This window comes from Bradyrhizobium sp. McL0615 (assembly GCF_049993905.1).
Lineage (GTDB): Bacteria > Pseudomonadota > Alphaproteobacteria > Rhizobiales > Xanthobacteraceae > Bradyrhizobium.
Genome location: NZ_CP188254.1, coordinates 8,617,670 through 8,641,243, shown reverse-complemented (window position 1 = coordinate 8,641,243; position 23,574 = coordinate 8,617,670). Strand labels below are relative to the sequence as shown.

At 61.4% G+C, this 23,574-nt stretch carries 20 protein-coding genes; 10 read left to right on the top strand and 10 right to left on the bottom strand.

Going from position 1 to position 23,574, the window contains the following annotated elements:
- Positions 1-24: 24 nt before the first annotated feature.
- Positions 25-1,311: a DUF2235 domain-containing protein gene (locus ACPPVP_RS41645; RefSeq protein ID WP_426529721.1), complete on the bottom strand. Its 1,287-nt coding sequence runs from the start codon at positions 1,309-1,311 to the stop codon at positions 25-27.
- A 432-nt stretch (positions 1,312-1,743) separates the two neighbouring features.
- Between ACPPVP_RS41645 and ACPPVP_RS41640 the strand changes: the two genes are divergently transcribed.
- Complete coding sequence (locus ACPPVP_RS41640) at positions 1,744-2,148, top strand: hypothetical protein (protein WP_426529719.1); 405 nt, start codon at positions 1,744-1,746, stop codon at positions 2,146-2,148.
- A 375-nt stretch (positions 2,149-2,523) separates the two neighbouring features.
- Here the strand turns inward: ACPPVP_RS41640 and ACPPVP_RS41635 are convergent, their stop codons facing one another.
- The 7 genes from ACPPVP_RS41635 to rpmB all read right to left on the bottom strand — a co-directional run bounded on the left by ACPPVP_RS41635 (position 2,524) and on the right by rpmB (position 7,858).
- Positions 2,524-3,459, bottom strand: coding sequence for a hypothetical protein (locus ACPPVP_RS41635; protein WP_426529717.1), 936 nt, complete (start codon positions 3,457-3,459; stop codon positions 2,524-2,526).
- Positions 3,460-3,661: 202 nt separating this feature from the next.
- Positions 3,662-4,471 carry a hypothetical protein gene (locus ACPPVP_RS41630; RefSeq protein ID WP_426529715.1) on the bottom strand — a complete coding sequence of 270 codons (810 nt, stop codon included), beginning with the start codon at positions 4,469-4,471 and terminating at the stop codon, positions 3,662-3,664.
- A gap of 14 nt (positions 4,472-4,485) precedes the next feature.
- Positions 4,486-5,058: a hypothetical protein gene (locus ACPPVP_RS41625; RefSeq protein ID WP_426529713.1), complete on the bottom strand. Its 573-nt coding sequence runs from the start codon at positions 5,056-5,058 to the stop codon at positions 4,486-4,488.
- 2 nt (positions 5,059-5,060) lie between these two features.
- The gene (locus tag ACPPVP_RS41620; protein ID WP_426538445.1) at positions 5,061-5,735 is read right to left on the bottom strand and encodes a hypothetical protein; all 675 of its coding nucleotides are present in this window, start codon (positions 5,733-5,735) and stop codon (positions 5,061-5,063) included.
- A complete protein-coding gene (locus ACPPVP_RS41615; protein WP_426538348.1) occupies positions 5,618-6,214 on the bottom strand; it encodes a dsDNA nuclease domain-containing protein in 597 nt (198 codons plus the stop codon). The genes ACPPVP_RS41620 and ACPPVP_RS41615 overlap by 118 nt, the downstream gene beginning before the upstream one ends.
- 361 nt (positions 6,215-6,575) lie before the next feature.
- Entirely contained in the window at positions 6,576-7,292 is a 717-nt protein-coding gene (locus tag ACPPVP_RS41610) for a hypothetical protein (protein ID WP_426529711.1), read from the bottom strand.
- A gap of 257 nt (positions 7,293-7,549) precedes the next feature.
- A complete protein-coding gene (rpmB, locus tag ACPPVP_RS41605) occupies positions 7,550-7,858 on the bottom strand; it encodes a 50S ribosomal protein L28 (RefSeq protein WP_108512821.1) in 309 nt (102 codons plus the stop codon).
- Positions 7,859-8,304: 446 nt separating this feature from the next.
- Here rpmB and ACPPVP_RS41600 point away from each other — a divergent pair, with 446 nt between their 5' ends.
- From ACPPVP_RS41600 to ACPPVP_RS41570, 7 genes are all read left to right on the top strand, one after another.
- On the top strand, positions 8,305-9,195 hold the full coding sequence (locus ACPPVP_RS41600) for a DUF3108 domain-containing protein (RefSeq protein WP_426529709.1): 891 nt from the start codon (positions 8,305-8,307) through the stop codon (positions 9,193-9,195).
- 629 nt (positions 9,196-9,824) lie between these two features.
- Positions 9,825-13,283, top strand: a complete 3,459-nt coding sequence (locus ACPPVP_RS41595) for a helicase-related protein (protein WP_426529707.1) — start codon at positions 9,825-9,827, stop codon at positions 13,281-13,283.
- 14 nt (positions 13,284-13,297) lie between these two features.
- Positions 13,298-13,567 carry an RNA-binding S4 domain-containing protein gene (locus ACPPVP_RS41590; RefSeq protein WP_426529705.1) on the top strand — a complete coding sequence of 90 codons (270 nt, stop codon included), beginning with the start codon at positions 13,298-13,300 and terminating at the stop codon, positions 13,565-13,567.
- Between the two features lie 122 nt (positions 13,568-13,689).
- Positions 13,690-14,028 (top strand): ferredoxin FdxA, encoded by a 339-nt coding sequence (gene fdxA, locus ACPPVP_RS41585; RefSeq protein WP_247521875.1) that lies wholly within the window; start codon positions 13,690-13,692, stop codon positions 14,026-14,028.
- 509 nt (positions 14,029-14,537) lie between these two features.
- A complete protein-coding gene (locus ACPPVP_RS41580) occupies positions 14,538-15,242 on the top strand; it encodes a CarD family transcriptional regulator (protein WP_426529703.1) in 705 nt (234 codons plus the stop codon).
- 541 nt (positions 15,243-15,783) lie between these two features.
- Positions 15,784-16,158 (top strand): hypothetical protein, encoded by a 375-nt coding sequence (locus ACPPVP_RS41575; RefSeq protein WP_426529701.1) that lies wholly within the window; start codon positions 15,784-15,786, stop codon positions 16,156-16,158.
- A 209-nt stretch (positions 16,159-16,367) separates the two neighbouring features.
- On the top strand, positions 16,368-16,733 hold the full coding sequence (locus ACPPVP_RS41570; RefSeq protein ID WP_426529699.1) for a hypothetical protein: 366 nt from the start codon (positions 16,368-16,370) through the stop codon (positions 16,731-16,733).
- Positions 16,734-16,905: 172 nt separating this feature from the next.
- On the opposite strand, the gene ACPPVP_RS41565 is transcribed toward ACPPVP_RS41570, so the two are convergent.
- Positions 16,906-18,393, bottom strand: coding sequence for a M48 family metalloprotease (locus ACPPVP_RS41565; protein ID WP_426538346.1), 1,488 nt, complete (start codon positions 18,391-18,393; stop codon positions 16,906-16,908).
- 100 nt (positions 18,394-18,493) lie between these two features.
- Positions 18,494-19,282 carry a thermonuclease family protein gene (locus ACPPVP_RS41560; protein ID WP_426529697.1) on the bottom strand — a complete coding sequence of 263 codons (789 nt, stop codon included), beginning with the start codon at positions 19,280-19,282 and terminating at the stop codon, positions 18,494-18,496.
- An 84-nt stretch (positions 19,283-19,366) separates the two neighbouring features.
- On the opposite strand from ACPPVP_RS41560, the gene ACPPVP_RS41555 reads away from it, so the two are divergent.
- Together ACPPVP_RS41555 and ACPPVP_RS41550 are read left to right on the top strand one after the other, a co-directional pair.
- On the top strand, positions 19,367-19,780 hold the full coding sequence (locus tag ACPPVP_RS41555; RefSeq protein ID WP_426529695.1) for a VOC family protein: 414 nt from the start codon (positions 19,367-19,369) through the stop codon (positions 19,778-19,780).
- 372 nt (positions 19,781-20,152) lie between these two features.
- A complete protein-coding gene (locus tag ACPPVP_RS41550; protein ID WP_426529693.1) occupies positions 20,153-23,503 on the top strand; it encodes an adenylate/guanylate cyclase domain-containing protein in 3,351 nt (1,116 codons plus the stop codon).
- Positions 23,504-23,574 lie beyond the last annotated feature (71 nt).

Genomic DNA, 23,574 nt, shown 5'->3' with positions numbered 1-23,574 from the left:
CGGCGCAAGCGCGCCTTTGCCCACCTACGAATCCTCCTCCGCCTCGGCAGAAGCATGCGCCGGCGGCACCGGCATCGGAAACTTCTCGAACTGTTTCGGCAAATTCACCGGCCGGTAGCTCGGCATCGCGTCCATGCGCAGCACCGCGGATTCGTGGACGATGGCGCCGTCGGGAATGAAGCGCGGTTCGGCGTCCGGGATGTAATAGCCGAAATGGGCTTTGCGCGCCGGCCATTCCTTGTAGCTCGCGCTCTTGGGCAGATATTCGAGGATCCACCACGCGCCCGACAGCGAGGTGTGCAGGTCGCCGCGCACGTCGGGCACGACATAGGAATACGGACTGCCCTTGCGCTGGATGCCCCAGGCGAGCTGGTTGACGGTGGCCTGGTTAACCCCGAGTCCGCACTTCACAGCCTCGTCGATCATCCAGAGCAGCGGATATTTGGAAAGCCCGCTTTCCTTTTCCGGATAGCCGCCGCCGATATCGGCATGCACGCCGGCGAACCACACCTGCAGGATATCCTGCGGCTCGGCATGTGCGTCGTTGAAGCGGTTGTGCTTGTAGGTCTGCGGGTCGTCCCACTTTTTCAGGCGGAACATGCAGCGCCGCTCGTCCATCGAGATCGCCTGCCGGAACGTCTGCACGCTCGGGTTCAAAAGCGTGAACGCCAGCTCCTCCAGGCTCGGGAGATAGAAGCGATCGGCCCGCGGCACGATCACGCTCGCCACCGTATCCCAGACGCCGACGAAGCGGATGGTGGGCCAGCGCGTCGAGGTGATGCGCGCGAATTGGGCGGCGTTGTCGAACGCGGTCTGCGGCAGCGTGTCTTCCGCGGCGGCGACATCGACGGCCGACTTGAACTTCGCCCGCAGCTTCGGCGCCTCGTCGGAGGAGAACTGCTTGTAGGCGATCAGCCCGGAGCCGGCGAGATTGACCTGTTCCGGCGTGATCAGGCCCACCTTGTGGATCAGCCCCGCCAGCACCCGCACGGTATAGGCGCCGCGGGAAAAGCCGAACAGATAGATCTGGTCGCCGGCCTGATAGGTGTGGACCAGGAAGGAATAAGCCGCGAGCACGTTGTCATCGAGCCCATAGCCGGTGGCCAGCCCCAGGATGGCGTTGAAATCCTGCTTCAATTTGTGCCACGGGTCCGGCCGCTCCAGCGTGCCGACCCCCGGATCGTAAAACACCAGCTGCCGCGGGGACGTCTTCTCCGTCTTGCGCAGGCAGCGATAGAGCTTCAGCACATTGGAAATGTTCTCGGAAATCTCGTTGCCGGTGCCGTCGCAGCAGATGATGATATTGCGCATGGGGGCTCGCTTAGGGAATCAGGTGATGCTACCTTGGCGAGTATAACGGATTTTTGGGGATTTCAGGCAGTTCTCACGCGCCCTGGCGGAGACGAAGGGCGGCCAAATAAACTCCGAAGTAAACTCCGATAAAACAAGCACAAATCAGCTCGACTGCCTCGATAAGGCTACAAGCGGCCGGTCGCTGCCGCGGTGGAGCGAGTCTAGGCTTGCCCGAGGCAGCAATGCGTCAAGGTCTCATGCGGGCGTCTTGCCCGTGACACGTTGGGACAGCGTTGCTGTCTCAATATCCATCCCTTTTCTCTCTCACCAGTTGAAATTCAAAAAAAGCCCTCGCGCAAAGTGGAACGGGATGCGCTAGGTTGCATTTCCAAACGTACGGCACACTTCCGATGTCAAGTCGACCCTTTCTCAACAACGAAGGACGCGACCATGCCAAGGGTGAAGCAAGCTTCGAAGCACGCGCGCACAACCAAAGTCGCCGCCGCCACGGTACTCGGTACTGCCGGACTGGGACTTTCGCTGGGGGGGAGCGCATCGGCGAACACGATACCCACGGCTGATTTCCCGCAATCTCACAACATCCCGCCCGATCAGCGCTTCGTTCTTGGCGAAGAGGAAATGGCCGACGTCAGCCTCGCCACGTTCCATCTCTTCGATAAGGAAATCGATCGCAGCGACCTGCAGCAGCTCGCCGTCGTTGTTGTCCGCCGGGGCTGCGGCGGTTGCCGTGGATGCCGGGGCTGCCGTGGCTGCGCCGTGCGCGGCTGCGGTGGCTGCGCGGGATGCGCCGTCGGCGGCTGCTGCGCACGCTGGGGACGCTGCCGCATATGCTAGGTTCCGCGACCTGGCGGATGAACGATAAAACCTGACGAACTGCCGTGCGGGCATCTCCGCCCGCCGGTCGGCGATTTGTTTCCGCGTCGCTGATCGGCAGCCTTTGGCAAATCCTGAAAAGGTCCCGCCGCTCCACCATCGGCCAACCCCGCTGTTTTGCGGTTGCGTGTTCTCCGTCTTGCGCGGGCAGCGATAGAGCTTCATCACGCGGAAATGTTCTCGGAATCTCGTTGCCGGTGCCGTCGCTGCAGATGGTGATGTTGCGCATAGGGGTGCCTCTCGCCCCTTTCATCCTGAAGTCTGGCGGAGGCTGGTCGGGCTGGCGAGAGGGATGGGAGGGTGGCAGAGTAACGTCGCGCTCATTTGCCCAAAGCGCTAGTTTCCATGATAATACGGGATCAGCGCGGGATATTGAGGATCGTTAGGCTTCATATGTCGGTTCTGCACTCGCAACTTAAGCTCTCGGGGCGGCGGAGTGTATTCTTTGTCGATGAGAATGAACTGCGTGTTCTTGAGTTCATCAGCCTTGAGCTCGTATATCAGGTTATAAAATCCTTTAAATTGCTCGCGATTTTCACGTTCGCTGATGTTCTTCATCGGCGAGTCGATAATCAGCATCTCTGGTAATGGTGCACCGACTTGCACCGCCAGCCTGTGAATGGCGACCGCAAAGCAACATTTAAAAAGCGTCTTCTTTCCGCCGCTGCTCAACGTTGCAAAGCTCGCAACGGTAGTGTCCGCGACGCCCGGGGAATGCAGCTCGGGTAAAAACGTCTGCGGTGAAATATCGACGACGTCACCCCGCGAGATTCCTGGCACTTCCGATCGAACGAGACAGTCGAGGAACAGGTCCTTCAGACTATTGAGGTTGGTAGCGTCTTTCTCGGCCGCTTCTCGAGCTTCTCTTAACTGTGCCCGAAGGCTAATTTCTTGAGCTTGTATCTCGTTGACTCTACGGCGCTGTGTTTCGAGCATTTGAGGAAATCGGGCCATAGCTTCCACGCTGTCCGCTTGTTGCAACAGAGCGGACCGTTCTCGCTCCTTGGTGAGTATCGACGAAAGATACGCCGAATCCAAACGTTGTGACGCTTCATTCCTCTGGCGCTCAACGCGATGGCGCTCAAGCTCAAGCGCTTCCTTATCTCTGCGCAACCGGGCTAGTGAAGCGTCGTGCCTTTGGATGATATCGCGCAGTTCTTCAGTCCTAGATTTGATGTCGCGTTGGACCAAGGCGTCGTCGGCCGAGTTGTCGACTTCATCTAGTTCAGGCTGCCCGCAGACATAGCACCTCTCGTCTGAAGGATCGGGCAAAAGTTGAGTGCACCGCGGACATGAGTGAAACACCACTCCCGAGAGGACGGTCCTCGCAGAGAGAGAACGCCGAAATTTTATAGATAGTGTTTCAATCTCATGGAGGTGTCGGATATCGTGGTTTCTGGCATGCAGTAGTTCCGATATGGCGTCATCGAGTGTTGCTAGCTTCTCAGTTAGTTGCAGCGCCTGGATTTTGAGTCTATCGGCGCACAGTGGTGCGATCGACAGCCGTTTGTTCACGCTGTGCACTGATTTCGGTCGCGAGTAGCGCCGCCGCTTCCCGAAACTCCTTGACTCGACCTTGAATTTCCAGCTCCGACTCGACGCCGACATCCTTAAGCACGCGCGTTAGCGTTTCAATGCTTGCGATTGTGGCGGTCCGCTGACCTCTAAGCGAGTCAAGTTGCGCTTCGATCTCCAAAATGTGCTCGTCGTGGTAGCCAATTACGTATCGAATGACATCCAAGCTTGCGAACCGCGAGAACGGATTGCTGCCGTCCAGATGAAAGAAGGAGCTATCGATCTCGTCCTGGTCGAGATAGCAGTACCAAAGGAGGTTTCGGAGTGAGAGTCTATTTGTCTCGCTATCAACTTTTACCTTGCTACGCCGAACACGTGGAGGTGTCAGAGACGACATCCAGAAAATCAGGTCAGAAAGATTTTCAATTCCGGTGTCGGGAACGACCTCGCCATTCGTTTCACGTGCTGGTATGGCAACTTGTATTGCATCATCTTTGGTGCCCCATCTTGCAACAACAAGATTGGAGTCTCGGGGCCTCTCTAATTCAAGGAGTCCTTTCTGAAGGTTTAGATGAAGTGTTGCTGAAACGAATTCGTTTTGGAGTGCTGGCGACAGTTCGATTGTGCCACCAAGACAAAAATCGATAAGCCGAGCAATGCTTGTCTTTCCTGCCCCCATCTGCCCCCAGAAATAGCTGACCTCAGCGAAGGGAATGGTTACAGTTTCCTTCTTAAAGGCCAAGATCAATGAAGTTAGATGAAATTCCAAAATCGTTCTCCAAACTATAGAGTGATTTCTTCGCCCCATTTCATATCGGTTATTTCCGGAATTGCTTCATAGATAAAATCTTTCAAACGCGTTGCCGACATCGAACCGACAGCTCTGACGGTCAAATCACTTCTTCGCACTAGTTCAGAAAACAAGCCGTTCCTTTTGATGGTCTCGGCCAACTCCCGTCCGGAGACGGTCAGGCCAATAACGACGGTGTTGCCTTCGACCGCCAGGCGAACCAAGTCTCGCGATGACAATAATCCGAGCCATCGACGGTATCTCGCGTCCCACGGTCCATATCGAAATCGGATCATTTTCGTTTCGATCGACGTCCGTTCGCGATCCTTGACTTCTACATCTTCAGGCTGGCGGTTGAGCGTTGCTAGCACACGTTCAAGACACGTCGGATAGCGCAACAAAAAGTCCATCTTCGCTAACTTAGTGATTCCTTCGATGGCGCGCGCCTTTGTAATCGGTGTCGTCTTTCGTGCGTCGGCGCTTCCGAGGAGAATGAGCAGACGCGCGAGGTGCAAGTCGTCTTCGTTCTCAGAGTCTGCGGCTGCTTTTACGATTCGTAGACTCATGCCTATAGCTCAGGATCGATATGAAAGCGCGGGCTCCACCATATGACGCACTCGCTCGTTAGGAGGCCCGCCATTCCGATCAGGCACTCGTAGGTGTGATTGCCCACAAGCGCTGCCTCTTCTCTTGCTGTCCTCCGGAGTCTGTCCTGGACATCGATCATCATGGCTGCTCCGTAAGGCGATGGTTTCTCACGCGCGCGCAGATGGGCCTCGCGACATTCGCCAAGAACAACTTGTTCAATCTGTTTCGCCAATTCTGGGTAACGCTCTGGTCGCCGCGCAATGTCTTCAAGGAGATGCCGTTCGGCAGAGCGTTCTCGCGCTGACATGTAATCTACTTCTTCTTCCAAACCGCCGGCCGTAAGTTTCTGTCGCAGAATCGACGGCGATCTTAATCGGCCGAGTTCAATGAGACTCTCGCCGATATACTGGAACATCATCGGCCCGTTCGATTCGGCCGCGTAAGCAGCCAGGCGATCGACCGGGAGTCGCTTGGCGGCCAGTCGCGGGTCGATGTCGGTGCCATCAATGAGGGGGCGTAGGTGTCGAATTGGGTCCTCTACTTGCAGGGAAGATGCGCGGTAAACGACGCCGACGAGGTGGTCACGAAAGCCGTCAAGCTTTTCTGCGTCGAGTGACTTGCAGGTGTCGAGTTTAGCGATGTGCTCGTGCGACAAGGCTGCATCGATTTCGCCACGGGATGGTCCGGAATGATATCCATGCGATTTAGAACACGAAGTAGTAACTCACCGGAGCAGCCGCACTCCGCCTGGAGGTTCAAAAAGGTGGGTTTGAAGACCTCGTTTATGTTGTCGGGTGCTTTGCACGAACGAACATGCTCCAAGAACAGTCGAGGGCATTGGGCCCTAAGCCGATCATTCTTGTTGTCCGGGCCTATTATTTCGCACTCGGTATTCGAGACGAATAGCAGGTGCTCTATCGCGTCCCCAAATTCGTCGACGAGTTCAACAAAGCGACCAATAGTCTTTATCAGTCCGAGATCATTAAGTTTCCAAGCGCCGCTCTCCGGCCTAGACGTCTTTATCTGATAGGCATCAAATTTCTTATCGTCTCTCTCGGCTAGATAGTCTTCATGGTGTTCGCACCAGATCGCCAGGTAAGGGCGTAACTTGAGCTTGCCGCTCACGAGGAGCATGACGCCATACGCGTGCTGGTAACGGAAGTTTTGTTGAGTTGCGTCGCCTGGATCTGTTGTATCGAAGACGTCAACGGGAGAGAACGCCCTGACCGGTTGGCGACGAGGTTTGGTCTTGGGCTTTTGCTTCGAAGGCAATTCGTCCTGCGTCATGCTGCAAATAATGGATCAATTAATCTGCCACTAATAGCAGAAGCGCAACTTGGGCGCGAGCGTATTCGGCGCACTTTAGACGAGGCTTTGGTCTAAAGGCCATTCTTCGGCATTGAGCCCAACAAACAAAAAAGACCGCGCTCTACCGGCCTCGGCCACATCCAACAAATGTGCATAGTCGCCTCACCATGGGGCCGCACGCTCAGCATTACGTTCCCGCAGGCCCTTGATTGATGTCCACCACGTGCCGATCCTGTCCGACGGTAATAACAATCGTGTAGCTCTTTTGGCCGCCAGCCTGATCGGTTGGGGGCGCAATGTGCAACTGGCCGCCGTACCATTCGCCGGGCATCAGCGTGTTGTCCTTGATGACCGTCTGCTCAAGCGCGGCCATGTTGCGCTGTCCCGTTTCGATGGTGGCGGCGAACATGGCTTCGTTCTGAATAGCGGCGTTGTTCTGTGCGATCGCGGCGGCTGTCGGGCTGTAGAAGGTGCCGGAGCGACCGCTCGGGGTCGTATAGCTTCCGTAGCCAGCGCGAGACGCGCTGTAGGAATTTGCGGCGCCGGCAACGCCAGTGAGAATGGCTGCCGCCACCTGGCGGTTTTTTTCTTCCTGCTGCAGCATTTCGAACGTGACGATCTGCATTCCGAAATCGGAGCCGCCGACGTGCTGTGTGGCTTCTACCTGAGCAACGCGAAATTCCGTCGGCTGCTTTCCGACGTTGTTGATGCCGACGACAAACACCGGTCGCCCGTTCGCCTGCAGTTGACGCGAGGCTGGGCGGACCAGCACCAGCGAATTCTTCTGGCGTGAGACGAGCGCCGGTTGCCCGTCGCGCATCATCGCCTGTTGCTGTGGATTGGAAGTGCGGAACGCAATGGTTTCGCCGGTTGAAACGCAGCCGCCCAACGCGGCGCAAAGCACCACGAATCCCAGATTACGCATGACCAAAGACCCCCCAGACCTGTCGTCATACAAGAGCAACCGGAGGGCGTGGGCAAGCGCGCATACGCGTCTAATCACACCGTGAAAATACGGTGGCTACTAAAGACGAAAGACGTGGATGGCCCCGGGGCAAGCCCGGCCATGACGGAGAGTGAGTGCGGTGCATTCCAAAACAAAAGCGGCCGGGTCTTTCGACCTGGCCGTTTAAAACTTCGATCCGCCGATGCAGCTAAAGCTCAGCTCGCCTTCTTCACGAACACCGGCTTGCCGACCTTCTTCTCGATCGCGCGCTTGAGATCGAGCGCGCGGGGCGAGAGCACGTCGGCCTTGGCCTTGATCAAATAGGCATCGAGGCCGCCATTGTGGTCGACGCTCTTGAGCGCATTGGTCGAGACGCGCAGGCGCACGTTGCGGGCGAGCGCGTCCGAGATGAAGGTGACGTTGACCAGGTTCGGCAGGAAGCGCCGCTTGGTCTTGATGTTCGAGTGGCTCACCTTGTGGCCCGTCTGGGGGCCCTTGGCCGTCAGTTCGCAGCGCCGGGACATCTGAAAATCCTCTTCCATCCCCGCCATAGGCAAGCGCGTCTCGCGGCTGCGCGGGGGTCCAAAATCGCGTCCATTTCCAGGAACTGCGGTCGTATAGGGGGAGACGGCCACGCGGTCAAGGTTTTTGGGCGGCGTGACCCCCGTTCCGGGAGCCCAAGCCCCTTGTTTTGACGCGGTTTCTTCACGCCAACCGGAAATTCGCGCCGGGGTCCAGGGCCGGGGCAGGCTGCGCTTTGAAAAAGCCGAGGTCCGAACCGCGGAATTGGGCCGATTTCCAGCGACTTAAGGGATCATATAAAGGGCGCAATCCCCGCCGACACCATGGCTTTCGTGATGGGTTAGGGCCTTTGGTCTTCCGCAGAGAGGCGGGAGGGCTGACGAGAGGTCTGATTGAAGCGTGGGTTTCGCTTAAGCTTGCGCGTTGTTTGCCGGATATTTCTGCCTAAATGACCATCAGCCAGCGCCGATCCCGGGACAAGCCATTCGTGACCGCCACACGCGCCGTTTCGCCGCTCTCAAGGCTCGGTTTCAGCCTGTGCGCCGTTGCGCTCGCTGCGCTGGCGCCGCAGGCCGCGTCCGCGCAGGGCCGGCTGGATGCGCAGTATGAGGCGACGCTGGCGGGCATTCCGGTCGGCAAGGGCGCCTGGACCATCGAAATCGGCGACGACACGTTTTCGGCCGCAGCCCAAGGCGGCACTGCGGGCCTGTTGAAGGCGTTTTCGGGCGGCACGGGTTCCGGCGCCAGCCAGGGCCGCATCGTCAACGGCGCGCTGGTGCCGAATGCCTATACCGCCACCACCACCACGCAGAAGAAGTCCGAAACCATCCGCCTGGTGCTGGCCAATGGCAATGTGAAGGATTTTTCGATCGATCCGGCGCCGCCGGTCGATCCGGACCGGGTCGTGGTCACCGACGCGCATCGCAAAAACGTGCTCGATCCCATGACCGGCTCGATGCTGCGCGTGCCAGGCAATGCCGAGCTGCTGTCGCCGGATTCCTGCCGGACGGCGGCGGGGATCTTTGACGGCCGGCTGCGCTACGACCTCAAGCTCGATTACAAGCGCATGGAAACGGTGAAGGCCGAGCGCGGCTATCACGGGCCGGCGCTGGTCTGCGCCATCTACTTCACGCCGGTCGCGGGCTACATCCCCGACCGCCCCGTGATCAAATACCTCGCCACCGAACGCCGGATCGAGATCGCCTTCGTGCCGATCGCGGGAACCCGCGTGCTGGTTCCCTTCCGCATGACGATACCGACGCCGTTCGGCCCTGCGATGCTGGAGGCGACGTCGTTCGTGACCACCGCGATGCCGCCGCGGGTGGCGAAGACGAATTGAGCCTAGGAAGTCACCTCGCCCCGCTCTTCGCGGGGTCGAGACGAGCGAAGCTCGCTCTTAGAGGTCGGATTGCGCAGCAATCCGGGTGAGGGGCTGTCTCCACGGACACGGCTCGTCGAGAGAGCCCCTCACCCCGACCCTCTAAGAGCGAGCTTCGCTCGTCTCGACCCCGTAAAGGACGGGGAGAGGGAGCAGAGCTTCTTTCGCGGCATCATCGGCACAACCAGCATGAATCATGTTGACTCTTGACCACTTCTGATTCGACTCCGACCATTAAGAAATTCACCCCCAGACCGCCGCTTGTGGAGCCCGTGTAAACTTGATCTAGTGCCGTCCGAAGCGCTTCAGCGCGAGATGTTGCGGTGAACGTATCGGGTTTGGGTAAGAGTCAGCGATTCGGGCGCGTTTCGTTCCAGACTCGTTCCAGAGCTTAAGCCGCGACCGCATCGCCGTCGCAGAATGAAACAGAATCGGCGGAATTGACGCTAAGGAACCAGAAGGGCTTCCCGTCATTGCGAGGAGCGTAGCGACGAAGCAATCCATGCCTCCACGTGCCGCGCAATGGATTGCTTCGCTTCGCTCGCAATGACGGTTCGGGCACCCCAAGTTAAAAGAAACACCTGCAACACATGGCTTTCTCACCTTCCTCCTACGGGGCTGATCGCGCGCCCGGCGCCGGCGTCACCGCCGTGCTCGGGCCGACCAACACCGGCAAGACGCATCTGGCGATCGAGCGGATGCTGGGGCATTCCTCCGGCGTGATCGGCCTGCCGCTGCGGCTGCTCGCGCGCGAGGTCTACAACAAGATCGCGGACCGCGCGGGCGCAGAAAGCGTCGCGCTCATCACCGGTGAAGAGAAGATCAAGCCGAAGAACCCGCGCTACTGGGTGTCGACCGTCGAGGCGATGCCGCGCGATCTCGATGTGAGTTTTCTCGCCGTCGATGAAATCCAGATCGCGGCCGATCTCGAGCGCGGGCATGTGTTCACCGACCGCATCCTGCATCGCCGCGGCCGCGACGAGACGCTGCTGCTGGGCGCCGCCACCATGCGCCCGATCATCGAGCGGCTGCTGCCGGGCGCGTCCATCATCACCCGGCCGCGATTGTCGCAGCTCGAATTCGCCGGCGACCGCAAGATCACGCGCCAGCCAAGGCGCACCGCGATCGTCGCGTTCTCCGCCGATGAAGTCTACGCCATCGCCGAACTGATCCGCCGCCAGCATGGCGGCGCGGCTGTCGTATTGGGCTCGCTGTCGCCGCGCACGCGCAATGCGCAGGTGGAAATGTTCCAGAACGGCGACGTCGATTATCTCGTCGCCACCGATGCGGTCGGCATGGGGCTGAACCTCGACGTCGATCATGTGGCGTTTGCCTCCGACCGCAAATACGACGGCTATCAGTTCCGCAGGCTCAATCCGTCGGAGTTCGCGCAGATCGCGGGCCGCGCCGGCCGCGCCACCCGCAACGGCACTTTCGGCACCACGGGGCGCTGCGCGCCGTTCGAGCCGGAGCTGGTGAACGCGCTGCAGAACCACACCTTTGACAGCGTCAAAATGCTGCAGTGGCGCAATTCGAAGCTGGATTTTTCTTCGCTCGGCGCGTTGCAGGTCTCGCTGGCCCTGCCGCCCGGGCATGAGGCCTTGACCCGCGCGCCGATCGCCGAGGATCAGCGCGTGCTCGATCACGCCGCCCGCGACGGCGAGGTGAGGGACATGGCCCACGGCGCATCCGCCGTGGAACGGCTGTGGGACGCCTGCCAGATCCCGGATTACCGCCGGCTGGCGCCCGCGGCCCACGCCGAGCTCGTGACTACGCTTTATGCATTCCTGATGAAGAGGGGCCGCATACCGGACGCATGGTTCGCCGCCCAGGTCGACCAGGCCGACCGCGTCACCGGCGATATCGACACGCTGTCGGGCCGGATCGCGCAAATCCGCACCTGGACCTTCGTCGCCAACCGCCCGGACTGGCTGTCCGACCCCGATCACTGGCAGGGGATCGCCCGCGAGGTCGAAAATAAATTATCCGATGCGCTCCATGAACGGCTAACGGAGCGTTTCGTTGACCGGCGGACCAGTGTATTGATGCGCCGCCTGCGGGAGAACAGTGTTTTGAATACGGAAATTGGCAAGACCGGCGAAGTGATTGTGGAAGGCCACGCCATCGGCCGGCTCGATGGATTTACCTTTGCACCCGATGCGGCGGAAGCCGGCTCGGATGCCAAGGCGTTGCAGGCGGCTGCCCAGCAGGTGCTCGCCAGCGAGATCGACACGCGCGCCACAAAGCTTGCCGCCGCGCCCGACGACCAGTTCGTGCTGACCTCCGACGGCACCATCCGCTGGACCGGCGACGCGGTCGCAAAGCTCGTCGCGGCCGACGATGCGCTGCATCCGCGCATCCGCATCATTGCCGACGATCGGCTCTCAGGCGCGCCACGCGAGGCGGTGCAGGCGCGGCTCGATCTGTGGCTGAAGACGCATATCGAAAAGCTGCTCGGCCCGCTGTTCGGATTGTCGAAGGCCGAGGACATCACCGGCATCGGGCGCGGCATCGCGTTCCAATTGGTCGAAGCGCTCGGCGTGCTGGAGCGCGCAAAGATTTCCGCCGAGATGAAGGATCTCGACCAGGCCTCGCGCGCGACGCTGCGCAAATACGGCGTGCGGTTCGGCGCCTATCACATCTATTTCCCCGGGCTGTTGAAGCCCGCGGCGCGCGCGCTGGCGTCCCTGCTGTGGGCCGAGAAGCAGGACAATGTCGACATGTCGGCGCTGTCGGGCGCGCAGCATCTGGCGAGCTCGGGCCGCACGTCTTTCCCGGTCGACAAGGCGCTGCATCGCGACGCCTATCGCGTGCTCGGCTATCGCCAGTGCGGCGAGCGCGCGGTGCGCGTCGATATTCTGGAGCGGCTCGCCGATCTCATTCGTCCCGCGCTAGCGTGGCGCGAGTCGTCGCCCGGCGAGAAACCGACCGGCGCATTCGATGGCCGCGGCTTTGTGGTGACACAGGCGATGACCTCGCTGACCGGATCTGCCGGCGAAGATTTTGCCTCGATCCTGCGCGCGCTCGGCTATCGCATGGACAAGCGCGCGCCGCTGCCGCCGAAGCCCGCGCCTGAAGTCGTTGCCGAGACCGTCGCCGCCGAGACGCCGCCGGTTGAGGCGAGCGCCGAGACAAATGTGGACACGACGGCAGAGACGCCGGTCGAAGAAGTCGTCGCCGACCTGTCGATGTCAGGCGATCCCGCACCGTCAGCCTCGCTGCTGCCCAATGTCACGCCGGTCAACGAAGCGCCCGCCGTGGCCATCGAGACGGCGCCTGTCGAAGCCGCAGCGGAGCCTGCCGCCGAAGCCCCGGCCGCAGAAGCGCCGGTGGAACGGGTCGAAGCGGCAAGCGCGCCTGAAGCTGCCGCGGAGCCCATTGCGGCCAGCGAGGCCGCGCCATCTGAAGCCGGTGCTGTTGAAGCGCCTGCTGCTGATGCGCCCGCCGCAGAAGCCAAGGCCGAAGCGCCGGCCGAGCCTGTGCTCGTCGAAGTCTGGCGGCCCGGCGGCCGTTCCGAGGAGCGCCGCCCGCATCAGGATCGCAACCGCCAGCGCCATCGCGGCCGCCCGGCCGAAGGCGCCGCAGCACCAGCCAGCGGCGAAGGCGCCGAGGCCGCGCCGCGCGAGCAGCGCCATCGCCGTGGCCGCCGTAACAACGAATTCAGAAAGCCCCGCGAGGGTGCGCCGGCGGATGCCACGGCTACACCAGTGGCGGCTGTTGAGGGCGCACCGACGGCAGAAGTGCGTCAGGAGCGTCCGCCCCGCGAGCGCTTTGAAGGCAAGGGCCGCGACGGCGATCGCCGCGACAAATTCGATCGCAACAAGGGCGACCGCAACAAGGGCGGCGGTGGCCGCGACAAGGGCGAGCGCGGCGGCCGTGATTTCGGTGGACGCGACAAGGGCGGCCGTGACAAGCGCGACAGCGGCCCCTCGCACCGTCAATGGGCGACCAGCGCCGCGCCACGCGAGCGCGACCGTCCGGTCGATCCGAATTCGCCGTTCGCAAAACTGGCGGCGCTGAAGGAACAGCTCGCCGGCCGGAAAGAATAATCGAGAGATACTGATTGGAGCGGCAGCGTCTCGACAAGTGGCTGTGGCATGCGCGGGTAGTGAAGGCCCGCACCTCCGCTGCCGCGCTCGTCGAAGCCGGCCACGTCCGCATCAACGGCGTGCGCGAGAAGGCGCCGGGACACGCGGTGAAGATCGGCGACGTGCTCACCATCGCGCTCGATCACAGCGTGCGCGTCCTCAAGGTGACGGGATTTTCCGAGCGGCGCGGCGATGCTACGGCGGCACGCGTGCTCTACGATGATTTGCAGAATCACAAAGAGTGACTAAGTGCACAGAGCTGGCGGCGAGGCCTGAAAACGGCCGTTTGCGGCCCGCCGCTTCCCTTGCGGCAGCGCACTGCATGCGCTACGCAAACCCCGGATAATCGATCGTTTCGGAGCGTTGGATGACTTACGTCGTCACTGAAGCCTGCATCAAATGCAAATATACCGACTGCGTTGAAGTCTGCCCCGTCGACTGCTTCTACGAGGGCGAGAACATGCTGGTCATCCATCCCGACGAATGCATCGACTGCGGCGTCTGCGAACCCGAATGTCCCGCCGACGCCATCAAGCCGGACACCGAGCCCGGCCTCGAGAAGTGGCTCGAGGTCAACACCGAGTACGCCAAGAGCTGGCCCAACATCACCCAGAAGAAGGACATGCCGCCCGACGCGAAAGAATTCGAGGGTGTCGAAGGCAAGTTCGAGAAATATTTTTCCAAGGAACCCGGCTCCGGCGACTAGCCTGTGGATAAGTTTAAGGGCTCGTTGAGCCTGTTTTCGGCCCCAAACTGAACCGAACCAGCGTTGCCGATTTAACCCTGTTATTGGACTTATGGCGGATACGGCCCCGTAAGGGCCCGGAACCCGGCGTAAATCATTGATTTTTGCGGAAAATGTGCTATATTGGGCACATTATAAGCCGATCCTGGCCAATGCGTATCTTTGGCCCCGGTGGGTTCCCGTAAAAACATCCAACAGGGGCGTGGCAGTTCCGCGCGCAGGCTGTGTCACAGAAAACGCGTAAAAAGAGTGCTTCCAAGACCACGAAAAAAGCCGCTCCGGCCAGCCGCAGCGCAACCAAAGGCCGTGCCAAGGCGCCTGTGAAGGTAGCCAAGAGGGCTGCGGCCACAAAGTCCTCTAAGAACAAAAGAAGCGCAATGCCAGAAAAGACTGCCAAGACTGCCGCGAAAGCGACGGGTTCGAAGACCCCTGCGTCGAAAGTTGCTGCCAAAGCTCCCGTGAAGACCCCTGTGAAGGCAGCGCCCCCGAAAGCCGCTGTTGTTGTTGCTCCGCCGAAGGCCCCCGCCAAGCCGGTTGCCGCTGCGCCGCGCGTCGAGGAGCCGAAGAAGGTCGTGACCCAGCGTCAGGGCTTCAAGGCCAATGAATTCGTGGTCTATCCCGCCCACGGCGTCGGCCAGATTCTGGCCATCGAGGAGCAGGAGATCGCGGGCGCCAAGCTTGAGCTGTTCGTGATCAATTTCATGAAGGACAAGATGACGCTCCGCGTGCCGACCGCCAAGGTCGCCAATGTCGGCATGCGCAAGCTGTCCGAGCCGGCGCTGGTCAAGAAGGCGCTGGAGACGCTCAAGGGCCGTGCGCGCGTCAAGCGGACCATGTGGTCGCGCCGGGCGCAGGAATATGAAGCGAAGATCAATTCGGGCGACATCGTTGCGATCGCCGAAGTGGTCCGCGATCTCTACCGTTCGGAATCGCAGCCCGAGCAGTCCTACAGCGAGCGCCAGCTGTATGAAGCAGCCCTCGATCGCCTGTCGCGCGAAATCGCCGTCGTGCAGCATTCGACGGAGACCGAAGCGGTCAAGGAAATCGAAAGCCAGCTCGCCAAGAGCCCGCGCCGCGGCGCCAAGACTGAGGCGACCGGAGCGGACGGCGAAGCCGACGAGGCCGATGTCGAAGCCGATGGCGACGACGCGGCCGTGGCGGACGAAGCCGCCTGAAAGGATCCCAATTCCAGGGATTAAAACGAAAAGCCCGGTCGCGAGACCGGGCTTTTTGTTTGGTGGGGGTCGGCTCCGTGCATCGGCGGCCGAACGCCTTGCGGCAGCGTGAGCGCCCGCCGGTTAACCTCGTGTTAACCATATCCGCTCAGCATCCGGCCTTACAAAGAGTCGCCCAAAGGCGGTCTTTATCGTTCATCCGGGGGCTTGTGGGGGCTCCAAGGAGTAACGCCATGTCGTTACCTGATGTACGACCCCAGGCAAATCTGCTCTCCGAGTTCGCCTTGGCTACGCTCAGCGCATTTGGCGTGGGCTTGCCGATCGCGGTCGTGGTCATCTGGATCTGTTCCTGATCCGGCGTCGATTGGCGCGGTCGAGCGGCGACACAACTCGCCTGCACACGCACCGATAGATTTTTGCCGTCTCACCTCAACCCGTTGTGCCGCCGTTCGCCCGAATTGTGGCCAAATTTCTGGCCATTTGTGGCCAAATTTGAGGATGAGGCTGCTGTCCACATCTAATTGAACCGCAGGGGTATTCGATGAAGACGCAAATTCTGCTGGTCTTTTTCGCCGCTTGTATCGCGGCCCTCATGCCAACCGGCGGGGCAAATGCGAAGGCGGTGGAATGCAGTGTCGCCCGGGGCTCGCATGCGCAAGGCTATTGGTCCTGGCGCCTGATCGATGGACGAAAATGCTGGTACCTCGGCAAGACCATGATCTCGAAATCACTGTTGCAGTGGCCGGCGAAGGTGTCGGTGCAAGCGAAAGCCGATCCAAAGCCCGTGCCGGTAACCGTTGTCCCGGTAACCATCGTCACGGGGAAACTCGGTGATCCACTCGACGCGCAAGCGCGGATGCTTGAATACGCCAACAGTTTCGAAGCGCGGTGGCGCGCGCGGGCGATCACCGACTAGAGTTGGTCACGAAGCCGCAGCAGCAAAGCAAGTCGGCGAATGCGTGCGTCCGGCGGGCAGTGTCCGCGCCCTTCGATGGGGCCACCGGAGATCATCCGAGATGGCGTTTTGAGGGCCTTGACGTGGAAGCCAGTCAGATTTTCGACCTCTTATGACCAGAATAAAAGGCGAGGTTGCTCCTGCGCTCAACTAGCCGCGGGGAGTGACCGATGAAGATGCAGATTCGGCCTGTCTTTTTCTTTGCCGTTTGCACTGCTGCGCTCGTACCGATTGGCATGCTGACCGCGCAGGCCAAAGCGCCGATCAGGGAATGCAGTGCTTCGGCGTCCAAGACGCAAGGACATTGGTCCTGGCGCCTGATCGACGGGCGAAAATGCTGGTACGCCGGCAAGACCGTGATCCCGAAATCCTTGTTGCGATGGGCCGCAGCGGCGCCCGCGCAAGCCAAGGTCAAGGTAGCGTCGCCCGTCAGCGTCGCCACGGAGAAACGTAGCGGCCCGATGGATGCGCAGGCGCGGATGATCGACGACGATAGTTTCGAGTCGCGTTGGCGTGCGCGTGTGAGTGTCCAGTAGCCTGGATTGAACGAGCTTTCTCAACACGCCGTCCCCGCTTAAGGCCGGGACGAGGCGGTGAATATCTCTCCACGTCATCGCGAGGAGCGCAAGCGACGAAGCAATCCATTCTCTTTGTGGTAAAATGGATTGCTTCGCTTCGCTCGCAATGACGGCTGCGGACGATTTTGGATCAATCCACCACGATCTTCACGCGATCCCTCGGCTTGACCTGGGCGTGCTGGTCGAGGCCGTTGAGGATGCGGAAGCGCTCGGCGGGGCGGTCGACGCCGGTCATGCGGTGGGCGAGCGATTCCACGGTGTCGCCGGGCTGCGCGGTGATGACCTTGATGCGCAACGGACGCGCGGCCTGGATCTCTTCCAGCGTCAGGCGTCGGAACGAGTTCACCGTTTCGCGGGCATTGCGCTCGCTCTCGGTGTTGCGCTGCTTGGCGGCGAAGATGAAACGGTAGACGTCGCTGCCGTAGCGCAGCGCAAAGACCTTGAACTGCCACTGATCGCCGTTCGCCGAGGCCGATGCCACCGGGAAACCGTTGATCATGAGGTCTTCGGTCGAGCCCTTGTCGACGCCTTCCATCCAGCCGGAGTTGAGATAATCGGAGAGCGACTGTTCGGCCGGCACGCGGACCACGTCGAAGCGCATCGCCTGCGTGCCGCCCTCGCGCACGCCGATCACGGCCTGCGCGGTGTTGTCCAGCGTGAACGTATCGGGGGCCTGGAAGGTGAAGCCGAGTTTGGGATGCAGGAAGCGCCGGCCACGCACGAAACCTTCGCTGGGGTCCTCGCCATAGACGAGGTTGTCGATCGCGGCGAGATAGGTCTCGCGGTCGCGCTCGGCGCTCTGCGGCGAGGTGTATTGCCGGGCGCTGGCCTGCGCGTTCTGCACGCGTTCGGGCGTCGCCGGATGCGAGGACAGGAAATCCTGCGTGCGGGGATCGAGCGAGGTCTTGCCGGCCTTCATCGCCGCATTGCGCTCCATGGAGGCGAGGAAGCGCGCCGCGCCATAGGGATCGAAATGGGCGCGGGCCGCGATGCTGACACCGATGCCGTCAGCCTCGAATTCCTGCGCGCGCGAGAAGCTCGCCATCGTCAGTTTGGTCTTCGCCAGCGCCAGCGCCGTCAGATCGGGGTCGTTGCTCATGTCGGTGACGACACGGGTCACCACCGCCGCCTGCCGCGCCTGGTCTTCCCGGATCGAGGCGTGTTTTGCGATGACATGCGCCATTTCGTGGCTCAGCACCGACGACAATTCGGAGGTGTCGCTGGCCAGCGCCACCAGGCCGCGCGTCACATAGAGCTGGCCGGTCGGCAGCGCGAAGGCGTTCACGGCCCCGGAATTGAGGATGGTCACCCGGTAGGGCTGTTCGGGACGGTCGGAGGCCGCGACCAGCCGGTCGACCGTCTTGCCGATCAGCGTCGCGAGCCGCGGATCGTCATAGGCGCCGCCATAGGAGGCGAGAATGCGCTCATGCTCGCGCTCGCTGGCCGGCGTCTGCGCGACCGTGCGGCTCGGCTTCGGCGTCGGCACCGCTGGCGCGGCGGTCTCGAGTTTTCCCAGATTTCCACAGGAAGAGAGCGCGAGCGCGGCGCACAGTAACGCCGGCGCAGCCAGAAGGCGGCAGCCCGTGTTTATTTCGCGCCGTTTTGCACGATGCGTCAAATCAGCCACTGAAACCCACGACCCGATTGGGATCGCCGATCTCATCCCTATTTTGCGCCCGATCCAAACGAAAACCGGTGCCCAGTCTTCGAATCACTCGCTATGTCCCGCCCAGCACCTCAACCTGCCCCACCCGAAGCAGTTCGATCCGTGGTCCTCCCCGCGACGAAACAACGCCGCGGACACGAATCCTTCGATTTTCGAGCGACTTAGGCCCGAGGTTGGCGCTCTCGAACGCCGGTATGATGCGCCTTGAAATAGTCGCAGCAAAGTCCCGTGTCCAGTTACGCCCGAAATTCAGGTAGGTGATCGCCCCCACTTGCCGAACGGACAGAACTCTGCCTTCGACGACCGCAAAGTGCCCAATCGCGGACAGAATATCGCCCGGACTTTCCGCGTTTTTTATGGCCGTGGCTTCAGCCCACATGCCCAATTTGGCATCTCGCGCCGCGCGCTCGGCGGTAGCCAGTGCGGCAGCGCAATTTTTGTCTGCGATATCAACGGACGCCAGTGCTTCGCCGCGGCGCAGCAGCTCGCTCTGCACCGAGTGTTCCGAGCCGGCCACGAACACAAAGGCGCCCTGGCGGCCATAGCGATCCGGCGTGTCGTCGTCGCCACGCAGCGTCACCTCGCGGCCGGCCGCGATGGCGGCAAGGGCTGCCCTGCCGCTGGGCCTGTCTGCTCCACCACGCGCGATGCCGGCCAGGCGGATTTCGCGGCCGTCTTCAAGGCGGAGGCTGCGCGTATCGATCACGGCGGCGACGCGTCCTTCGCCCTGCTGCTCCAGCGCGCAATCGGCGGCGCCGGCGCGCCCGGCGGCCGCCAGCACGAAAAGTGACACAGCGCATGCCGGGAGCGTAGCGCTGCAACGCCGTGCGGAATGAATCATCCCGCCGCTCTCAATCCCGCTTGTTCCTGTATGCTCGACGATCAACGGTACTGCTACCTTGGGTTGCATTGGAGGGGGAAAACAATGGAAGTCAACGGCATCGCACATATTTTTCTTACCGCCTCGAATTACAAACGTTCCCGCGAATTTTATCGTGAGCTGCTGCCGTTTCTCGGGCTGAAACCCGTGATCGACACCGAGACGACCTATTATTGCGTCGGCGGCCGGACCGCGGTCGGCATCAGCGCGCCGTCAGCCGAGCATGAAGGCGCGGCGTTCGAGCAGAAGCGCGTCGGTTTGCATCACCTGTGCTTCCGCGCCCGCGAGCGCGCCGACATCGATGAGCTGCACGGCTTCCTCCAGACGCTCGGCGCGAAGATCATCCGTGCGCCGCGCGAGGATCAGTGGGCGCCGGGATATTATTCGATTTTGTTCGAAGATCCGGATGGCATCCGGCTCGAGCTCAACCACGTGCCGGGGAAGGGGCTGTTGGGGTAATTTACCGCTACGATGCCGTAGGATCGGTAGAGCGAAGCGAAACCCTTCGCGTCTCCGCGCAAGCGTTGATCGGCTTCGCTTCCGCCTACGCTCATTGAGCTAAGGCGGACAAAGTCGCTCGACTCGTACTGCGCACTGGTTGTGCAACGCTGCTTGATGCAAATAGCGCGCGCATCAAGATGCAGTTGTTGTCATCATATCATGCGCTGCTTGGTAGCGAACACTGTAGCCGAGCACCGCTTTCGCAAGAAATAGAGAGCTGATCGCAGTCGAATTGCTGCATCAAAGCGTGCCATCCGAGGGGCATTGGGATAAGTTTTCTTCCGTGGCCCTGCGTTTCGCCTGCTGTCAACTACACATCCGGTGGAGCCAATGCAGCAGATTTCAGACTGGCTCGAGCAGCTGGGGCTTGAACAATACGCGCTGCGTTTTGCCGAGAACGGGATTGATCTTGGTGTCTTTCCCGAACTGACGGACCAGGACTTCGACAGGCTCGGTGTCCTGCTCGGCCATCGACGCAAGATGCTGCGGGCGATCGCCCAACTCAATCAGGCGGAATTGGTGGACGAGCAGGTTCATCGGCACGATGCCGAACGACGCCACCTCACCGTCATGTTCTGCGATCTGGTAGGTTCGACTGCGCTCTCGGCTCGTCTCGATCCCGAAGATATGTGGGAGGTGATCCGCGCCTATCGGACTGCCTGCGCGAAGGTGATTGCTACTTACGACGGCAGTCTCGCCAGGTTTGTCGGCGACGGAATACTCGTCTATTTCGGCTACCCCCGCGCACACGAGGACGATGCGGAGCGCGCCGTGCGGGCGGGGCTCGACATCATCGCCGCTATAGGGCCGCTCGTAACGCGCGCGGAACGGGTCGAGGTGCGGGTCGCGATCGCGACCGGGCTGGTGGTGGTCGGCGACCTCATCAGCGGAGGTGCGGCAGAGCAGCGGGCAATGGTCGGCGATACGCCGAACATCGCCGCCCGGCTCCAGGGCCTGGCGGAGCCGGGGGCGGTCGTCATTGCCGACTCGACGCGCGAACTGCTCGGCGAACTATTCATTTTTCGCAACCTCGGCCGCCGCGAGGTCAAGGGTATCTCTGAACCCATCGCGGTCTGGGCGGTCGAAGGGGGGGCTGCGTCGGAGAGCCGCTTCGAAGCGGTGCGTACCGCGCGCTCGATGGGTTTTGTCGGTCGCAAGGCAGAGATCGAATTTGCGCTCTTGCGCCAGCAACTGGCATGGCAGGGCCAGGGCCAAATGGTACTGATTTCCGGCGAGGCCGGGATCGGAAAATCGCGCATTGTTGCAACGCTTTCCGAAAGCCTCGCGTTGGGGACGCACCGGCGGATACGGTATCAGTGCTCGCCCTACCACACGAACAGCGCGCTTCATCCTTTTGTCGCCCAACTCGAGCGCGCTGCCGGCATCGGATCACAGGATACATCCGAGCAAAAGCTCGACAAGCTTGAGGCAATGCTTGCGCTTGGAACGCACCAGGTCGCCAACGCGACACCGCTCATCGCCGCGCTGCTTTCGATTCCGACCGGCGAGCGCTATCCGCCGCTCGGCTTAAATCCGGTGCAGCAGCGGCGACAGACATTCGCTGCCCTTCTCGACCAGCTTGAAGGCTTGGCGCGGCAGCAACCTGTGTTGATTGTCTGCGAGGACATGCATTGGGCTGATGCGACGACGCTTGAGTTGTTCGATCTTACGGTCGACCGGATCAGGGGGCTGCCGATACTTGTGCTCATGACCTTCCGGCCCGAGTTCGAGCCGCCCTGGGCGGGCCTCACCAATGTAAGCCTGCTGCGGCTTGATCGGCTTGACCGTCAGGACACGCGCGCCCTGATCGAGCAGGTGACCGTCGGCCGAAAGCTGCCCGGTGAAATGCTGACGCAGATCATCGACAAGACGGATGGCATCCCGCTGTTCGTGGAAGAACTGACCAAGATGGTGCTGGAGTCGGGGTTGCTGGTGGAAGATGCCGGGCGCTATCGCCTCGACAGTCCGCTGCCGCCGCTCGCCATTCCCGCGACGCTGCAGGACTCGCTGATGGCGCGACTTGATCGGCTGGCCCCGGTCAAGGAAGTTGCGCAGATCGGTGCTGCCATCGGCCGCGATTTCTCATACGCGCTGCTGCGAAGCGTAGCGGGGCGCGATGACCTGACGCTGAGCGCTGCGCTGGCGCAACTCGAAGAGGCCGAACTACTGGCGCGCCGCGGCGCGCCGCCGGAAGCGACCTACAGCTTCAAGCACGCGCTCGTTCAGGAAGCAGCTTACGAGAGTCTGCTCAAGAGCCGGCGGCAAATGCTGCATCAACACATCGGCGACGTTCTGCGCGACAAGTTTCCGATCATCGCCGAGACCGAGCCGGAAGTCCTGGCATTCCATTTCACTGAAGCGGGGTTGAACGGAACAGCCCTGGAATGGTGGCGCAAGGCCGGCCTGCAGGCATTGAGGCGCTCGGCCTATACTGAAGCCATCGCGCATCTCGGCAAGGCGGTTGCCATTGCGGATGCGTTGCCCGCAGGGCCGGGCCGAACCATGAACCGGCTTCAGCTTCAAATCGCCTATGGCCGCGCACTCCGCGGCAGCCTTGGTCATAGCGCTCCCGAAACGGTGGCCGCGTGGAAGCGCGCCCGACGATTCGCGGCCGACATCAATGATCCGGTCGAACTGGCGCCGATCCATTCGGGCCTGTTCAATGCCTGCCTGACCCACGGCGAGATCGCGCCGATGCGGGATCTGGTGGAGGCCATCATGGGTGCCGCCAGGCAGCGGCCGGAATCGCCGGTGGCCACGGTCATTGCGCACTGGACAACCGGGGTGACCTGCTGGTTCGGCGGCGATTATCTGAACGCGCAGCCGCATCTCGAGCGTGCGCTTGCGATCTATGAGTCTGAGCCTGATCCGGCGACCTTCAAGGCGTCGGCACTGGACCTGCCTTTCGTCATCATGCGGTTTCTTGCGCTGGTGCTTTGGCCGCTCGGCAGCATTGATCGATCGCGCCGGCTCGCCGCTGAAGCGGTGCGCGTCACCGGAGACAAGCCGGCGCTCTCTCAGGCCAATGCGCTCGTTCACAAGGCGGTCTTCGATGGACTATGCGGGGGCATGTTGCAGGAAACCGAGACGATTCTCGCTCTCGGTCTCGCGCGCGACCATACGATGCCGCTGTATGTAGCCGCCGGCAGCTACCTGAACGGCTTGGCAAAGTGGCGCGGCGGCGACCGGATGGGTGGGCTTTCGGAAATGCAACGGGGCTGGACATTGCTTCATGAGAATGACTGCTATCTCTGTGAACCGTTTTGGGGGATGCAGGTCGCCGCGGCGAAAGCGGAGGCCGGGCAACCTGAGGCTGGCCTGGAAATCTTGCGGGAGTTGATCTCCTCGACAGAACGATCCGGCCAGCATTGGCTCGATGCCGAACTCCACCGCAGCCAAGGTGAGCTGTTGTCGTATCTTGGCCCACCGGGCGTTTCCACGGCCGAAGACGCCTTCCGCAGAGCCCTGGACATCGCCGGAACCCAACGGACGAAGACGTTCGCGCTGCGCAGCGCAGTTGGACTTGCGCACCTCTATTGTGCAAATGGCCGAACCAACGCAATACCCGACGTGCTCGCGACAGTTCTCGCAGATTTCGACACGGAGCGAGATCTGCCCGAAATCGAAGAAGCGGAAACCTTGCTCAGGCGTGGACAGGTGGCCGGGCGCGGCAACTGGTGACCATTCCTGTCAGCGAGTACGTGTCCCGTGCCGTGTCATCCCGGAAGTCATTCCGCTTAGCGGAAAACACG

What these genes read in the sequence shown, in the direction of transcription:
- ACPPVP_RS41560 (WP_426529697.1), bottom strand. Translation starts at nt 19,282, where the DNA reads ATGATTCATTCCGCACGGCGTTGCAGCGCTACGCTCCCGGCATGCGCT.
- ACPPVP_RS41550 (WP_426529693.1), top strand. Translation starts at nt 20,153, where the DNA reads ATGCAGCAGATTTCAGACTGGCTCGAGCAGCTGGGGCTTGAACAATAC.
- ACPPVP_RS41615 (WP_426538348.1), bottom strand. Translation starts at nt 6,214, where the DNA reads ATGCTCCTCGTGAGCGGCAAGCTCAAGTTACGCCCTTACCTGGCGATC.
- ACPPVP_RS41600 (WP_426529709.1), top strand. Translation starts at nt 8,305, where the DNA reads ATGACCATCAGCCAGCGCCGATCCCGGGACAAGCCATTCGTGACCGCC.
- ACPPVP_RS41555 (WP_426529695.1), top strand. Translation starts at nt 19,367, where the DNA reads ATGGAAGTCAACGGCATCGCACATATTTTTCTTACCGCCTCGAATTAC.
- ACPPVP_RS41595 (WP_426529707.1), top strand. Translation starts at nt 9,825, where the DNA reads ATGGCTTTCTCACCTTCCTCCTACGGGGCTGATCGCGCGCCCGGCGCC.
- ACPPVP_RS41575 (WP_426529701.1), top strand. Translation starts at nt 15,784, where the DNA reads ATGAAGACGCAAATTCTGCTGGTCTTTTTCGCCGCTTGTATCGCGGCC.
- fdxA (WP_247521875.1), top strand. Translation starts at nt 13,690, where the DNA reads ATGACTTACGTCGTCACTGAAGCCTGCATCAAATGCAAATATACCGAC.
- ACPPVP_RS41645 (WP_426529721.1), bottom strand. Translation starts at nt 1,311, where the DNA reads ATGCGCAATATCATCATCTGCTGCGACGGCACCGGCAACGAGATTTCC.
- ACPPVP_RS41625 (WP_426529713.1), bottom strand. Translation starts at nt 5,058, where the DNA reads ATGAGTCTACGAATCGTAAAAGCAGCCGCAGACTCTGAGAACGAAGAC.
- ACPPVP_RS41640 (WP_426529719.1), top strand. Translation starts at nt 1,744, where the DNA reads ATGCCAAGGGTGAAGCAAGCTTCGAAGCACGCGCGCACAACCAAAGTC.
- ACPPVP_RS41570 (WP_426529699.1), top strand. Translation starts at nt 16,368, where the DNA reads ATGAAGATGCAGATTCGGCCTGTCTTTTTCTTTGCCGTTTGCACTGCT.
- rpmB (WP_108512821.1), bottom strand. Translation starts at nt 7,858, where the DNA reads ATGTCCCGGCGCTGCGAACTGACGGCCAAGGGCCCCCAGACGGGCCAC.